The organism is Acinetobacter sp. ANC 7912, assembly GCF_039862785.1.
Taxonomy (GTDB): Bacteria; Pseudomonadota; Gammaproteobacteria; order Pseudomonadales; family Moraxellaceae; genus Acinetobacter; species Acinetobacter thermotolerans.
This window is the reverse complement of the sequence record NZ_CP156795.1, coordinates 2,425,880-2,440,432: the sequence shown is the minus strand read 5'-3', so window position 1 is coordinate 2,440,432 and position 14,553 is coordinate 2,425,880. Positions and strand designations below refer to the sequence as shown.

Genomic DNA, 14,553 nt, shown 5'->3' with positions numbered 1-14,553 from the left:
TAGCTGATCAAATCCTAAAATACTTCTAGGATTGAGACCCTAATATCGTTGTAGAACCTGAATTATTTGAATCCGGTCAGCATATGGAAATTGCCCTAACCATATTCTTTGTACTGGATGTGAGAAACGATAGGTTGGTTTCATAATGATGCCAATGGTACTTGTACGCCATTGTTCTTCTATGGATAAACCTCCGCGCCTAAATAAAGGTTTAAGTACCCAGCTTTCAGAGTTAGAGTGATTATAGAGTTGTAATTTACCGACTTTTTGTCGTTCAGCAAAGGTAGTAAAGACCAGTGAAAATCCTTTCACGAAAATTACGTCTCGGGTCACGATCAATTTGGTATTTGCCAGAAATATAACAAAAATCAGGAGAAAAGCGGCCATGAGCCAGCCATACAGTGGCTGATCAAGAAGCACTCTTTGCCAATCTTGGATACTGAATAAATCTAAAAATTCTGCCTGAGAAGATTTTACTAGGCATAATACAATGACGATGCAGCCGAACAAGATTGTCCAAAACAAGGGAATATAGCGACAGCTAAATAAGGGTTTTGAATCAGGCATAATATATTTCTTATTAAGTCGTTTATTTTTGAATAAATTGATTTTAATTTATGAATTTAACTGTAAAAAGAATCAAGACAATCACAATGATTAAAATCACATTACTATAAACAGGGTTAATAAAAGCGGACTGTTTCGGCTGTTTTTCAGTATTTAACCATTGCCCTTGATGATCAAAAATAAGCACTTCTCGACCACCAGCATTATAGCCAAGCTCACGTAATGCTCGATTTTCTACAAAAGTAATGCCTTCTTCCAGATTTTCTTTGACTTGTAAAAGTAAAATAGGGGTACGATCATACCAAGGCAGTTTTTTCATTTTGATTAACTGCTTCAATGTCATTTCAGCGGCTTCGAAATTCGCAATAATTGTTCGGGGATGATCATATTTCTGAATAGGTAAAATTGTATGTTCTACCTGTCCTTGGTGATTTAACAGTTGTATACGATCACGATACATCTGCACCCATACGGCCTTTGGAAATTCTTGTAGCTTTTGCTGAAGCGTATTATTTGTCATTCTAATATTTAAGTTTTTGATTTTAATTTGATTATAGCTATATTTATTTGAATTTAAATATTTCTTATCAAATAAAAAATCCCGCCATTAAGACGGGATTTTTTAGAATCTTTCGATTACCAGCTTAACGCACCACCAGTTTGGTAGTCAGTTACGCGAGTTTCGAAGAAGTTCTTTTCTTTACGTAGGTCCATCATTTCTGACATCCACTGGAATGGGTTAGTCACACCAGTGAACTGTTCAGGCAAGCCAAGCTGGCTCAGACGACGGTTACAGATGAATTTCAGGTATTCTTCCATCATGCCAGCATTCATACCCAATACACCGCGTGGCATAGTGTCACGAGCATATTCGATTTCAAGCATCGTACCTTCAAGGATCATCTGAATCACTTCTTGCTGGAATTCAGCAGTCCACAGGTGTGGGTTCTCGATCTTGATCTGGTTGATCATGTCGATACCGAAGTTCAGGTGCATAGACTCGTCACGCAGGATGTACTGGAACTGCTCAGCCACACCATTCATTTTGTTACGGCGGCCCATAGACAGAATTTGTGTGAAACCGCAGTAGAAGAAGATACCTTCAAGGACACAGTAAAACGCAATCAGGTTACGTAGCAGAATCTGGTCGTTTTCTGGTGTACCAGTTTTGAAAGTAGGATCACTTAAAGACTGTGTATATTTCAGGCCCCAAGCCGCTTTACGTGCCACTGCTGGAACTTCGCGGTACATGTTGAAGACTTCGCCTTCGTCCATACCCAAAGATTCGATACAGTATTGGTAAGCGTGAGTGTGAATCGCTTCTTCAAAAGACTGACGCAGAATGTATTGACGGCATTCCGGGTTGGTAATGTGACGGTAGATCGCCAGTACCAGGTTGTTCGCTACCAGTGAGTCAGCAGTAGAGAAGAAACCAAGAGAACGCATCACGATAGTACGCTCGTCTTCGGTCAAGCCATCTTCAGACTTCCAAAGTGCGATATCGTGGTTCATGTTGATTTCTTGTGGCATCCAGTGGTTGGCACAACCGTCCAGATATTTCTGCCAAGCCCATTCGTATTTGAATGGTACAAGCTGGTTCAAATCGGCACGACAGTTGATCATGCGTTTGTCGTCAACTTGTACACGTTGAGCGCCCATCTCAAGTTCTTCAAGACCAGGCGCAACGTCTAAATGATTTAAGGCGTTAGATGCTCGAGCCAACGGATCGGCTGAATTTGTTGATGTGCTTCTAGTGGTTGCAGCGGGTTGTGCAGTTGCCACACTCTTCTGTGGTTGCTGTGCATCAGATACCACTTGCGGATTAGCCGTTTTTTTCGGTTCGACGGGCGCAGACTGGTGTTCAGGTGCAGCCGGTTTTTGCGAATCATCTTCGAAATCGTCCCAACTTAGGATAGACATATCAATTCTCTCTTCGATGCTTATATCTTTTATTAGACATCCAGCAACGCTGAGATGTCTTACTATACGCTCAATTTGTGTAAGCAAAATTAAGTTTTGTCGATGAATGCTCTAGTTTTATTCGAAAGAGCGAATATCCCCACTACTTATTTTGCTTACGCGCTTTATGTGCCTTCATCCAAAAGTAGGCGATCGGCAAATAAAAGGTAAGAACAAAGGAAACAACCAGGGCTACCAGTCCTAACATATAGTTGTGGGTCATTGGAGGCATGGTAGTTTTCCTTTAATTTTTCTAATTTCTTTTAATCCTCCCCAAACCCCTCCTTTATGAAAGGAGGGGCTTCCATCAACCTATTCTGATTTTTGGAAGTTCCCCTTTGCAAAAGGGGGATTTAGGGGGATTCTTAGAAACCCGTCAGATTACTGACAAGCCTCACAGTCTGGGTTATCAATCGAACACGCTTGTGGCACTGGCGCTGCTTGAGTGAAACCTTCTTCCTCTACTGGAGCTTCTGGTTTCTTCTCTTCAACTACTGGTGCTGCAGCAACAGGCGCCGCAACAGTTGCAGGTTTAACTGCGTTCAGTGCACCCGTGTTAATTGTTGATTTTTCGGCAGAAGTTGCACCCAATGCACGTAGGTAATAAGTCGTTTTCAGACCACGTAACCAAGCCATCTTGTAAGTGATGTCCAGTTTCTTACCGTTTGCACCTGCGATGTACAGGTTCAGAGATTGCGCCTGGTCGATCCATTTTTGACGACGAGAAGCAGCATCTACGATCCAACGTGGTTCAACTTCGAACGCAGTCGCGAAAATAGCTTTTAGTTCTTCAGGAATACGTGCGATCTTCTGTACAGAACCTTCGAAATGTTTCAGGTCATTGACCATTACCGCATCCCAAAGGCCACGTTCTTTCAATGCACGTACCAGGTATGGGTTGATCACAGTGAATTCACCAGACAGGTTAGATTTCACATACAAGTTCTGGAATGTTGGCTCGATAGATTGAGAAACACCACAGATGTTCGAAATCGTTGCAGTCGGAGCGATCGCCATCACGTTTGAGTTACGCATACCGTCTTTCTGAACTTTGGCACGTAAAGTGTCCCAATCCAGACGAGTCGTACGGTCTACTTCGAACATACGTTCTGGGCGAGATTTCGCAACGATGTCCAGAGAGTCAATAGGTAGAATGCCTTGATCCCAGAGTGAACCTTTGAAAGTTTCATAAGTACCACGTTCAACTGCAAGATCACTTGAAGTTTGAATTGCATAGTAAGAAATCACTTCCATCGATTCGTCAGCGAAATCAACCGCTGCATCAGAACCGTAAGCAATGCCCATTTCGTATAGTGCATCCTGGAAGCCCATGATACCCATACCGACTGGGCGGTGTTTCAGGTTTGAATTACGTGCTTGTGGTACTGCGTAGTAGTTGATATCGATCACGTTATCGAGCATACGTACAGCAGTTTTGATGGTACGCGCCAGTTTTTCGCGATCCAGTTTGCCGCCTTGTACGTGTTGCACCAGGTTAATAGAACCCAGGTTACATACCGCGATTTCATCCTGATTGGTGTTCAGGGTAATTTCTGTACACAGGTTAGATGAGTGAACTACACCCACGTGTTGTTGTGGTGAACGCAGGTTACATACGTCTTTGAATGTGATCCAAGGGTGACCTGTTTCGAACAGCATAGACAGCATTTTGCGCCATAAGTCTTTTGCACGTACTTTTTTGTGCAGCAGATTTTGTTCTTTGGCAATGCTTTCGTAGTAAGCATAACGTTCTGCAAATGCGCTACCAGTCAGGTCGTGCAGGTCAGGCGTTTCAGAAGGCGTGAACAGGGTCCATTCAGCATCTTCAAATACACGTTGCATGAACAGGTCAGGAACCCAGTTCGCAGTGTTCATGTCATGGGTACGACGACGGTCGTCACCCGTGTTTTTACGCAGTTCCAGGAATTCTTCGATGTCCAGGTGCCAAGTTTCTAAGTAAGCACACACCGCACCTTTACGTTTACCACCTTGGTTAACCGCAACTGCAGTATCGTTGGCAACTTTCAGGAATGGAACTACACCTTGAGATTTACCGTTGGTACCCTTGATGTAAGAGTTCAGGGCGCGAACTGGAGTCCAATCATTACCTAAACCGCCAGCCCATTTAGACAGCATTGCGTTGTCACGCATAGCGCCATAGATGTTGTACAGGTCATCGGCAATTGTTGTTAAGTAGCAGCTAGACAGCTGTGGACGAAGCGTACCTGAGTTGAACAGAGTAGGCGTTGATGCCATGTAATCGAAGCTAGACAGCAGGTCGTAGAATTCGATGGCACGCTCTTCACGGTTGTCTTCATTCAGGGCAAGACCCATAGACACACGCATGAAGAATAATTGTGGTAATTCGAAACGTACGCCATCAGAGTGGATGAAGTAACGGTCGAATAAAGTTTGCAGACCCAGGTAAGTAAACTGGTTTGAGCGTTCTGGTTTGATCGCTGCAGATAGTTTTGCTAGGTCAAAATTCAATAATTCTGGTGACAGAAGTTCTAATTCCACACCTTTTTTCAGGAAGGTTTCTAGCGCATCGCCTTCAGCAGTATCTGCAGGCAAGCCTAAGAATTCCAGACCTGTTGCAACCAGCTCGTTACGTAGTAAACGTGCAGTCACATAAGTATAGTTAGGTTCCTGTTCGATACGGGTACGCGTCGCCATCATCATGGTAGTCGCGATGTCAGACTCTTTTACGCCGTTGTACAGGTTTTTCACGGTCTCATCGACAATCGCCTGAACGTCGATGCCTTCCAGGCCTTCTGCTGCTTTGGTGATATTCGCAGTCAGTTCGCTCAGGTCCAGCGGTTTTAATTTACCTTCTGCATCGGTAATTTGCAGTGTAGGGTGATGATTGGCATTTAACTGCTTACGAGCTTCAGCACGTTGTTCGCGATAGATGACGTAGGCGCGAGCAACTTTCTGTTCACCAGTACGCATAAGCGCAAGTTCAACCTGATCCTGGATTTCTTCAATGTGAATGGTACCACCTGAAGGTAAGCGACGTTTAAATGTGTTTAATACCATTTCCGTCAGTTGCTCGATGCGGTCATGGATACGGCTCGAGTCAGCGCTTTGCTGGCCTTCAACTGCCAGGAAAGCCTTACCAATTGCGACAGAAATTTTTTCTGCATTGAAAGGGGCAACATCACCGGTGCGTTTAATCACCTGCAGTTGACCAGGGGTTGACGTGATTACGCTCATTTTAGCATAGCTCCATTGTCATCTATTTTTATGTTTATGGACCGTTTGAACCGGGCAAAATTCATGCCACAGTGTTTGAGGAATAAACACAATACCTAGTGGTTTAAGAATTAATTGAGCACAAGATACGGGAAAATTTAGGGTAGATCAATATTGACATTTTAATAAATGTTTTGATGAAAAAGCTCGAGCTTTTCTCTTGAAAAAATCCTTATTTTTATCATCTTTGTGCAGGCCTTATCTGGCAAGGCATAGCATAACAAGACTGGCAAAAAGTGCTTATAGATAACATTGTGGATAACTTTGTTAAAGCAAATTAAAAGCCAATTTTTATCCAGATGAACGGTGGGGCTAGCTTGATACAAAAAGTGACTAATGTATAAAAAATGTCGGTATCAGAAATATCTGCAAAGAAATATTACAAAATGCAACTTTGATGTATCAGTTTGGTGAACGGCACCTTGTTTACAATGTAAACGTGTGTATATTGCTTGCTATATCACTCGTATCTATCAGATTTCTAAGGGATACGCCCATCGAATATAAAGGTGCACAATATATGAGCCAAGAAGAAAAGTTACCCAAAATTCTAATTGTGGAAGATGATGAGCGTCTTGCTCGTTTAACTCAAGAATATCTAATTCGTAACGGGCTTGAGGTAGGGGTAGAGCCAGATGGTAACCGTGCGATTCGTCGCATTATTGCCGAGCAGCCAGACTTGGTTGTACTGGATGTGATGCTGCCAGGCGCAGATGGCTTGACCATTTGCCGTGAAGTGCGCCCACATTATCATCAGCCAATTCTGATGCTGACTGCACGTACCGAAGACATGGATCAGGTACTCGGTCTGGAAATGGGCGCTGACGATTATGTCGCGAAACCGGTTCAGCCGCGTGTCCTGCTGGCACGTATCCGTGCCTTGTTACGCCGTACCGATAAAGTAGCTGAGGATGAAGTTGCTCAGCGCATCGAATTTGATGATCTGGTTATCGACAACGGTGGTCGTTCGGTGACCTTAAATGGTGAGCTGGTGGACTTCACCAGTGCAGAATATGACCTGTTGTGGTTGCTTGCATCGAATGCTGGCCGTATCCTGTCGCGCGAAGACATTTTTGAACGTCTACGTGGCATCGAATATGATGGCCAGGACCGTTCAATTGACGTGCGTATCTCACGTATCCGTCCAAAAATTGGTGATGATCCGGAAAACCCTAAACGTATCAAGACAGTTCGTAGTAAAGGTTATCTGTTCGTTAAGGAAACCAATGGCATGTAATTGTACATGCCATTCCTAGGCTGAATAAGCGGGAAAGCTTATAAGTGTTCAAGCACAATATATTTTTGCGTATCTATGCAGGACTGGTCATTCTGGTACTCCTGGTGACCCTGTTCGGCTATCTGTTGGTACAAATCATTAACTACCAGCGGGCGCAGGTATATCGTGAGTCCCTGACGGATGGTATGGCCTATATCATGAGTGAGGGGGTGGCACGTCAGCCGAATATGCAGCAGAAGCTGGACTGGATTTCGGATGCTTCAGACCTGCTGGAATTGCCGATTTACTATGTCGAAGCAGAAAAAGTTGATCTGACCCGGGCGGAAAAACGCCGCATTGAGCAGCGCAAGGCTGTGGTGCGCTGGGATGCGCAGACTTCAGTGGCTTATATTGTCATTGGTCTACGGGATGACCCGGATCACTTTCTTTATATCAAAGCTGACAATATTACCGAGCGCCAGATGAAGGCGCTGCCGGTATTTATTCTGGATTATCTGGTGTATTACCCGGGTCAGGAAAAACAGTATCTGGCCAAAATCCAGGATTACTTCTCTTATCCGATCACCATTCAGGACGTACAGAGTCTGCCATTAGACTCCGAGCAGATCGGGCGTCTGCGTCTGGATCACAGCATTATTCTGTATCGTGACAGCGCCACCATTCGTGGCACTACCATTTCGATTGTTTCGCCAATTCCAAGCTCAGTCTCTGAAGTGCTGGTGATGGGGCCGGTGCCGCTGTTCAACTGGATGCCATTCCAGCTCGCAGCAGGTATTACCTTATTGAGTATGTTTGTGCTGAGTCTGGGTGTTTACGGGCTGTTAGTACCAATGCAACGCAAACTGCGTGAAGTGAGCTATGCGCTGAACAAGATGAAATCGGGCAACATGTCGGTGCGTCTGGCAATAGATGGTAAGGATGAAATGGCTTTGCTGGCCTCTAGTTATAACGCCATGTCGGATCATATTCAGCGTCTGATTGAGGCACAGCGCGAATTGATGCGCGCGGTTTCGCACGAGCTGCGGACGCCGGTAGCGCGTATCCGTTTTGCTTTGGAAATGCTAGTCGATGAAGATGATTATGAATACCGTCAGCAGCAGATGGAGCAGATCGATAAAGACATCGAAGCACTGAATAAGCTGATTGATGAAATCATGACCTATGCCAAGCTGGAGCAAGGTACGCCGTCGCTGGATTTTGAGCGGGTGAACCTGCGTGATGTACTGGAGCAGGTGGCAACTGAAACCGAAGCGCTGAAAACTGGTAAGCAGATCGAGTTGTATCAGGTGCCGATGGATCTGGAAGTCGAAGCAGAGCGTCGTTATTTACATCGTGTGGTACAGAACCTGGTCGGCAATGCAGTACGTTACTGTGATGAGAAAATTATTATTAGTGGCGGTGTAGATGCGAACAAACAGGCTTATATCTGTGTGGAAGATGACGGGCCGGGGATTCCGCCGGAAGACCGTAAACGTGTGTTTGAGGCTTTCTCTCGTTTGGATGACAGTCGTACCCGGGCCTCGGGTGGCTATGGTCTGGGCTTGTCAATTGTCAGCCGGATTGCATTCTGGTTTGGTGGCAAGATTGAAGTCGATGAAAGTCCACGTTTGGGTGGCGCGCGCTTTACTATGTCTTGGCCAGCTCAACGCTTTAAGAAAAAGTCTCGTTATAAAGCTGAAGAAGGTATTAAAGAACAGACTAGTTCCTAGTGACTCGGTAAAGTTAAAACTTGCTGATAATAAAAAAACGATGCATCAAGCATCGTTTTTTTATGGAGAACTTTTAAACCAGATTACTTTTTATGGATGGGCTTATTCGTGTGTTTTTGCATCCGGTTCAATTACCGGCTTGCCTTCACGCAAGCTTTTCACTGCTTCTGAATTTAGGTTGAGTATCAAATTATTGTATTTTCCATCGACGCTACGTCCTTTAATGAGTTTCTGGTCGCCATGCAGGGTTTCTACGCGGTATTCGTCTGCAATATTTAAAATGCCTTCCAGATTCATTGAAGCAGAGGCAAAGTCTTTGCCGAAAAGCTCATAAACTTTTTGCAAGTTTAGGGTGGGATTTAGTTCACCTGGATGTTTTTCAATATAGTTTTCAAGATGTCGGATAAATAATTGGGCATAGAGAAAATACGCAGGTTCATGGGTAAACTTTAGACTCATATATTTCATCCTTATTCTTCATTATCAAGCTCTTTATACTGATAGCATAAAGCCTGCAGGGGATGAAGCTATACTATTAGGTGGTTGCAAAAAATACACAATTGAACCGGTCTAACTATGTTTCAGTAGCAGAAGTTCTCCTCCGAATTAAACTGAATTGGAAAAATAATGAATTTTTTGTTTTTGATGTGTTTAAGCGATTAGTCGGTTATCTGGGCAATAGAACCCAGAAAAAACCAGCGTTTGTCTAAAAAATCATCCAAAAGACTAAGCCTTATAAGCTAGCAAGTGAAATCCAAAATCAGGTACAATTGGCGGGATTAATTTTGTGTTTGGTGTATTTGAAGGCCAATACATACATTCTTTGTTAATAAATCGGCCTGCCAGGAGTTATCCCCGCATGAGTGCCATTACTCCATACGATTGGGCAATTATTGCCTTCGTGATCGGCGTTACATTTTTATGCGTCTTTATGCTCACTGTCCCATTACTCCTCGGGGGTAAATCATGGGGCCGTGCCAAGCAGGAGCAGTTTGAGTCAGGCGTAGTCAGCGCAGGTGGAGCACGTATCCGCTTGTCTGCAAAGTTCTATTTAGTTGCGATTTTCTTCGTTGTTTTTGATATTGAAGCACTTTATCTCTATGCATGGTCTACTTCAGTGCGTGAGGCAGGGTGGTTCGGTTTTACGACTGTAGTCATTTTTGTGGTCGACCTGTTAATTGCATTGGTTTATGCAGTGAAAGTGGGTGCCCTGAACTGGTCTCCTACAGACAAGCGTAAAGCCGCTGGTAAAGTCTTTAAAGCAGGTTCACCAAATATGGACCTTGCCGAAATTACCCGCTTCAACTCAATTGAAGAATTGGTAGCAGACCCAACTGGTCAAATCCCAGCTCAATCATCTGGTCGTGTGAAACGTTCACCGGCTCCATCATCTGATAAGGAGTAACCCGGGATGAAATACACATTAACCCGTGCGAATCCGAATGCTGACGAATATCCGCTTCAGGAACGTATCGTTGTAGACGATCCGCTTCTGCAAGAAGAAGTGAATAAGAATGTATTCATGACTCGCCTAGAGGACGTGCTACATACAGCAGTAAACTGGGGTCGTAAGAACTCAGTTTGGCCGTTTAACTTTGGTACATCTTGCTGTTACGTAGAGTATGCAACCACCTTGACCGGTGTGCATGACTTGTCACGTTTCGGTGCCGAGGTTATCCGTGCTTCACCTCGTCAGGCGGACTTGATGATTGTGGCAGGTACCTGCTTCGTGAAAATGGCCCCGGTAATTCAGCGTTTGTATGAACAAATGCTTGAGCCAAAATGGGTGATTTCCATGGGTGCGTGTGCCAACTCAGGTGGTATGTACGACATCTATTCAGTTGTACAAGGTGTGGACAAAATTATTCCAGTGGATGTGTACATTCCGGGTTGCCCGCCACGTCCTGAAGCTCTGATCCAAGCACTCATGCTATTGCAAGACCAGATTCAACTTGAGCGCCGTCCACTTTCTGCGGTAATCGGTGATGATCTTCAGCCAGTGTATAAGCCAAAGATGATGCCAGAACGTGACCGTAAGAAAGAACAGCGTATTGCTGTGAAAAATCTTCGCTCAATGGATGAAATTAAATAATTTAGACGACACTTTTTTGATGCACCCGGTTTGGGTGTAATTGTCGTTTAGGTTGACTGAATTTGTATTAAATAGGAAGCCAAGCCAATGGCTGAAACTGACATTGCTATGCCAGAATCAACTCTAGTTGATTCCCGCCCTGCATTTGCAATTGTAGAAGAGCTCAATAACAAGTTTGGTGAGAACTTCTACGTGCAAACAACTTTCGAGGATTTCCCGACAGTTTGGGTTGAGCGCGCACGTGTACAAGACGTTTTAATGTTCTTGCGTACAGTGTCACGTCCATACGTGATGTTGTTCGACCTGTCAGCGGTAGATGAGCGTCTGCGTACGCACCGCGACGGTTTACCTGCGTCTGACTTCACAGTGTTCTATCACCTGTTGTCGCTAGAACGTAATACGGACATCCGTATTAAAGTTGCCTTGAGCGAGGATGATCTTAACATCCCGACAGCAACCACCATCTGGCCAAACGCAAACTGGTACGAACGTGAAGCCTACGATATGTTCGGCATCAACTTCGAAGGGCACCCAATGCTCCGTCGTATCTTGTTGCCAACATACTGGGAAGGTCACCCGCTTCGTAAAGAATATTCTGCACGTGCGACTGAATATACACCGTACCGTCAGAACCAGGCGAAACAGGACTACGAACAGGAACACCTGCGTTTCGTACCTGAAGACTGGGGCATGAAACGCGGCACAGCCGACGAAGACTTTATGTTCCTGAACCTGGGTCCTAACCACCCATCTGCGCACGGTGCGTTCCGTGTGATCCTGCAGATGGACGGTGAAGAAATTAAAGACTGTGTACCTGATATCGGCTATCACCATCGTGGTGTGGAAAAAATGGCTGAGCGTCAAACCTGGCACTCTTTCATTCCTTATACTGACCGTGTCGACTACTTAGGTGGTTGTGCGCAAAACATGCCTTATGTGATGGGCGTGGAACAAATGGCTGGTATTACCGTGCCAGAACGTGCGCAATGTATCCGTGTCATGATGTCGGAACTGTTCCGAATCAATAACCACTTGCTGTACATCGGTACTGCGATTCAGGATGCCGGCGGTATGACCCCAGTATTCTATATGTTCGCTGACCGTCAGAAAGTGTATGACATCGTGGAAGCGATCACCGGTTACCGTATGCATCCAGCATGGTTCCGTATTGGTGGTACGGCACACGACCTGCCTAATGGCTGGGAAAAATTGGTGCGTGAACTGCTGGATTGGATGCCTAAACGTCTGAACGAGTACTACACTGCGGCACTGAAAAACTCAGTATTTATCGGCCGTACCCGTAATGTTGCGCAATACGATGCGAAATCTGCATTGGCTTGGGGTGTAACAGGTACTGGTCTACGTGCGACAGGTATTGACTTTGACGTACGTAAATACCGTCCATACAGTGGCTATGAAAACTATGACTTCGAAGTGCCGGTAGAGTATGAAGGTGATGCGTATGCACGTGTCATCGTTCACTTCCGTGAAATCGAGCAGTCACTGAAGATCATCAAGCAGTGTCTAGATAACATGCCATCTGGTCCTCACAAAGCGGATCACCCACTGGCTGTTCCACCACCAAAAGACAAGACTTTACAAGACATTGAAACCTTGATTACGCACTTCTTGAGCGTTTCATGGGGTCCTGTAATGCCTGCAGGCGAAGCTTCTGTTATGGCAGAAGTGGTGAAAGGGGCATCGACTTATTACCTGACTTCAGACAAGTCGACTATGAGTTATCGTACCCGTATCCGTACACCAACCTTCACACACTTGCAGCAAATGCCTTCCGTGATTAACGGCAGTCTCATGTCTGACTTAATCATTTATTTAGCGACAATTGACGTCGTAATGGCTGACGTGGATCGCTAAGGGGTAAACGCTTTATGATGATTTTGACTGATAAAAAGCCACGTGTGAATGTTGAAGGGATTTTGACTTCGGAAGAAATCCATGAAATTGAACATCACATTGGCCACTATCCGTACCCACGTGCAGCGTGCCTTGATGCGCTGAAATGTGTACAACGCCGCAATGGCTGGATTGATGACGCACAGCTCAATGCGATTGCACAAATGCTAAGCATGAGCGTGGCGGATTTGGAAGGTGTTGCCACTTTCTATAACCGTATCTACCGTCAGCCAGTGGGTCGTCACGTAATTTTACTGTGTGACTCGATTGCGTGCTTCTTGATGGGTGCGGAAACTTTAGCAGAAGCTTTTCAGCGTGAATTGGGGATTTCGTTTGGTCAAACAACCGCTGATGGTCGTTTCACTTTGCTGCCAATCTGCTGCTTAGGTAACTGTGACAAAGGTCCTACTTTGATGATTGATGAAGATACTCATGGTCTGGTTGAAGTGACCTCAATTAAACAGTTATTGGAGAAGTATGTATGAATACTGAACCAAAACCAATTTATGGCGACGGTAATCCAGAAACTCATCCACTGACCTGGCGTTTGAGCAAACAAGATGCTGTACGTAGCGTAGATGATTACGAAGCTTTAGAAGGCTATGAAGGTTTTAAAAAAGCGATCTCTATGCCACCAAAAGACGTACTTGAAGTCATTAAAGCCGCAACCGTCAAAGGTCGTGGTGGTGCGGGCTTCCCGGCGGGTATCAAATGGTCGCTGATGGCGCCAAACGACAATTCAGGTCCACGTTACCTGATTTGTAATGCCGATGAAATGGAACCAGGTACCTTCAAAGACCGTCTGTTGATGGAAAAACTTCCTCACCAGCTGATCGAAGGTATGCTGATTGCAGGTTATACCCTTGAAGCAACTCAAGGTTATATCTTCATCCGTGGTGAATACATCGAAGCGGCGAAGTACCTGAACGAAGCGCTGGAGCAAATCCGTGCCAAAGGTTACCTAGGGGAAAACATTTTAGGTTCTGGCTGGAACTTTGAGTTACACGTGCACACCGGTGCGGGCCGTTATATCTGTGGTGAAGAAACTGCATTGATTAACTCGCTTGAAGGTCGTCGTGCTAACCCACGTACTAAACCACCATTCCCGCAGGTTGCAGGTGCTTGGGGTCGCCCTACGATTGTCAACAACGTAGAGACCTACAATAACTTGCCAGCAATCATGCTGCGCGGTCCAGAATGGTACATCGGCCTGTCTGCAGGTAAATCGAAAGATCCTGGCACAAAAATCTATGGTGCTTCAGGTAAGGTGAAATTCCCAGGCCTATGGGAACTGCCATTCGGTACAACTGCGCGTGAAGTGATTGAAGAACATGCGGGTGGTATGCGTGACGGCCTGAAGCTGAAAGCATGGTTACCAGGTGGTGCATCAACTGACTTCCTGACAGCTGAACACATCGACCTGCCTATGGATGCGGAAAACATCATGAAAGCGGGTTCTCGTCTGGGTACCTGTCTGTTGATGGTGGTTGATGAAACTCAATGTATGGTTTCAGCAGTACGTAACCTAGAAGAATTCTTTGCACGTGAATCATGTGGCTGGTGTACACCTTGCCGGGATGGTTTACCTTGGGCGGTTAAAGCGCTTAAAGCACTTGAAGATGGTACTGGTCAGAAAGAAGATATCGACCACTTGCAAGAACTGACTCGCAAGCTCTGGATTGGTAAAACTTTCTGTGCTCACGCACCAGGTGCGATGGAACCGTTAATGGGCGCACTCAAACATTTCCGTGGCGAATTTGAAGCGAAAGTGGCGAATGCCGCAGCTCAAACCCGCAACGTAGAACAAGCTTAAGGAATTC

At 45.2% G+C, this 14,553-nt stretch carries 12 protein-coding genes; 7 read left to right on the top strand and 5 right to left on the bottom strand.

The genetic code is table 11. The features are described 5' to 3' along the window. Positions 1 to 39 precede the first annotated feature (39 nt). The 4 genes from ABEF84_RS12065 to ABEF84_RS12050 all read right to left on the bottom strand — a co-directional run bounded on the left by ABEF84_RS12065 (position 40) and on the right by ABEF84_RS12050 (position 5,742). Positions 40 to 567, bottom strand: a complete 528-nt coding sequence (locus ABEF84_RS12065) for a hypothetical protein (protein WP_347455952.1) — start codon at positions 565 to 567, stop codon at positions 40 to 42. Positions 568 to 610: 43 nt separating this feature from the next. Further along, entirely contained in the window at positions 611 to 1,087 is a 477-nt protein-coding gene (locus tag ABEF84_RS12060; protein ID WP_347455951.1) for a hypothetical protein, read from the bottom strand. Positions 1,088 to 1,203: 116 nt separating this feature from the next. After that, a complete protein-coding gene (locus ABEF84_RS12055) occupies positions 1,204 to 2,487 on the bottom strand; it encodes a ribonucleotide-diphosphate reductase subunit beta (protein ID WP_347455950.1) in 1,284 nt (427 codons plus the stop codon). A 420-nt stretch (positions 2,488 to 2,907) separates the two neighbouring features. Then, positions 2,908 to 5,742 carry a ribonucleoside-diphosphate reductase subunit alpha gene (locus ABEF84_RS12050; RefSeq protein ID WP_347455949.1) on the bottom strand — a complete coding sequence of 945 codons (2,835 nt, stop codon included), beginning with the start codon at positions 5,740 to 5,742 and terminating at the stop codon, positions 2,908 to 2,910. Between the two features lie 559 nt (positions 5,743 to 6,301). Here ABEF84_RS12050 and bfmR point away from each other — a divergent pair. Together bfmR and bfmS are read left to right on the top strand one after the other, a co-directional pair. After that, entirely contained in the window at positions 6,302 to 7,018 is a 717-nt protein-coding gene (bfmR, locus tag ABEF84_RS12045) for a response regulator transcription factor BfmR (protein WP_034581870.1), read from the top strand. A gap of 44 nt (positions 7,019 to 7,062) precedes the next feature. Beyond that, on the top strand, positions 7,063 to 8,727 hold the full coding sequence (gene bfmS / locus ABEF84_RS12040) for a sensor histidine kinase BfmS (RefSeq protein WP_034581872.1): 1,665 nt from the start codon (positions 7,063 to 7,065) through the stop codon (positions 8,725 to 8,727). Between the two features lie 102 nt (positions 8,728 to 8,829). Here bfmS and ABEF84_RS12035 read toward each other — a convergent pair whose 3' ends face one another. Then, positions 8,830 to 9,186, bottom strand: a complete 357-nt coding sequence (locus tag ABEF84_RS12035) for a hypothetical protein (RefSeq protein ID WP_347455948.1) — start codon at positions 9,184 to 9,186, stop codon at positions 8,830 to 8,832. A gap of 400 nt (positions 9,187 to 9,586) precedes the next feature. Here ABEF84_RS12035 and ndhC point away from each other — a divergent pair, with 400 nt between their 5' ends. From ndhC to nuoF, 5 genes are all read left to right on the top strand, one after another. Then, a complete protein-coding gene (ndhC, locus tag ABEF84_RS12030; protein WP_034581876.1) occupies positions 9,587 to 10,132 on the top strand; it encodes an NADH-quinone oxidoreductase subunit A in 546 nt (181 codons plus the stop codon). A gap of 6 nt (positions 10,133 to 10,138) precedes the next feature. Beyond that, the gene (locus tag ABEF84_RS12025) at positions 10,139 to 10,819 is read left to right on the top strand and encodes an NADH-quinone oxidoreductase subunit B family protein (protein ID WP_034581878.1); all 681 of its coding nucleotides are present in this window, start codon (positions 10,139 to 10,141) and stop codon (positions 10,817 to 10,819) included. Positions 10,820 to 10,906: 87 nt separating this feature from the next. Further along, a complete protein-coding gene (gene nuoC, locus ABEF84_RS12020) occupies positions 10,907 to 12,694 on the top strand; it encodes an NADH-quinone oxidoreductase subunit C/D (RefSeq protein ID WP_347455947.1) in 1,788 nt (595 codons plus the stop codon). Positions 12,695 to 12,708: 14 nt separating this feature from the next. Next, on the top strand, positions 12,709 to 13,218 hold the full coding sequence (nuoE, locus tag ABEF84_RS12015) for an NADH-quinone oxidoreductase subunit NuoE (RefSeq protein ID WP_034581884.1): 510 nt from the start codon (positions 12,709 to 12,711) through the stop codon (positions 13,216 to 13,218). Continuing rightward, positions 13,215 to 14,546 (top strand): NADH-quinone oxidoreductase subunit NuoF, encoded by a 1,332-nt coding sequence (gene nuoF / locus ABEF84_RS12010; RefSeq protein WP_034581886.1) that lies wholly within the window; start codon positions 13,215 to 13,217, stop codon positions 14,544 to 14,546. Before nuoE ends, nuoF begins: the two co-directional genes overlap by 4 nt. The last annotated feature ends 7 nt before the right edge of the window (positions 14,547 to 14,553 follow it).

What these genes read in the sequence shown, in the direction of transcription:
- ABEF84_RS12065 (WP_347455952.1), bottom strand. Translation starts at nt 567, where the DNA reads ATGCCTGATTCAAAACCCTTATTTAGCTGTCGCTATATTCCCTTGTTT.
- ABEF84_RS12060 (WP_347455951.1), bottom strand. Translation starts at nt 1,087, where the DNA reads ATGACAAATAATACGCTTCAGCAAAAGCTACAAGAATTTCCAAAGGCC.
- ABEF84_RS12055 (WP_347455950.1), bottom strand. Translation starts at nt 2,487, where the DNA reads ATGTCTATCCTAAGTTGGGACGATTTCGAAGATGATTCGCAAAAACCG.
- ABEF84_RS12050 (WP_347455949.1), bottom strand. Translation starts at nt 5,742, where the DNA reads ATGAGCGTAATCACGTCAACCCCTGGTCAACTGCAGGTGATTAAACGC.
- bfmR (WP_034581870.1), top strand. Translation starts at nt 6,302, where the DNA reads ATGAGCCAAGAAGAAAAGTTACCCAAAATTCTAATTGTGGAAGATGAT.
- ABEF84_RS12035 (WP_347455948.1), bottom strand. Translation starts at nt 9,186, where the DNA reads ATGAGTCTAAAGTTTACCCATGAACCTGCGTATTTTCTCTATGCCCAA.
- ndhC (WP_034581876.1), top strand. Translation starts at nt 9,587, where the DNA reads ATGAGTGCCATTACTCCATACGATTGGGCAATTATTGCCTTCGTGATC.
- ABEF84_RS12025 (WP_034581878.1), top strand. Translation starts at nt 10,139, where the DNA reads ATGAAATACACATTAACCCGTGCGAATCCGAATGCTGACGAATATCCG.
- nuoC (WP_347455947.1), top strand. Translation starts at nt 10,907, where the DNA reads ATGGCTGAAACTGACATTGCTATGCCAGAATCAACTCTAGTTGATTCC.
- nuoE (WP_034581884.1), top strand. Translation starts at nt 12,709, where the DNA reads ATGATGATTTTGACTGATAAAAAGCCACGTGTGAATGTTGAAGGGATT.
- nuoF (WP_034581886.1), top strand. Translation starts at nt 13,215, where the DNA reads ATGAATACTGAACCAAAACCAATTTATGGCGACGGTAATCCAGAAACT.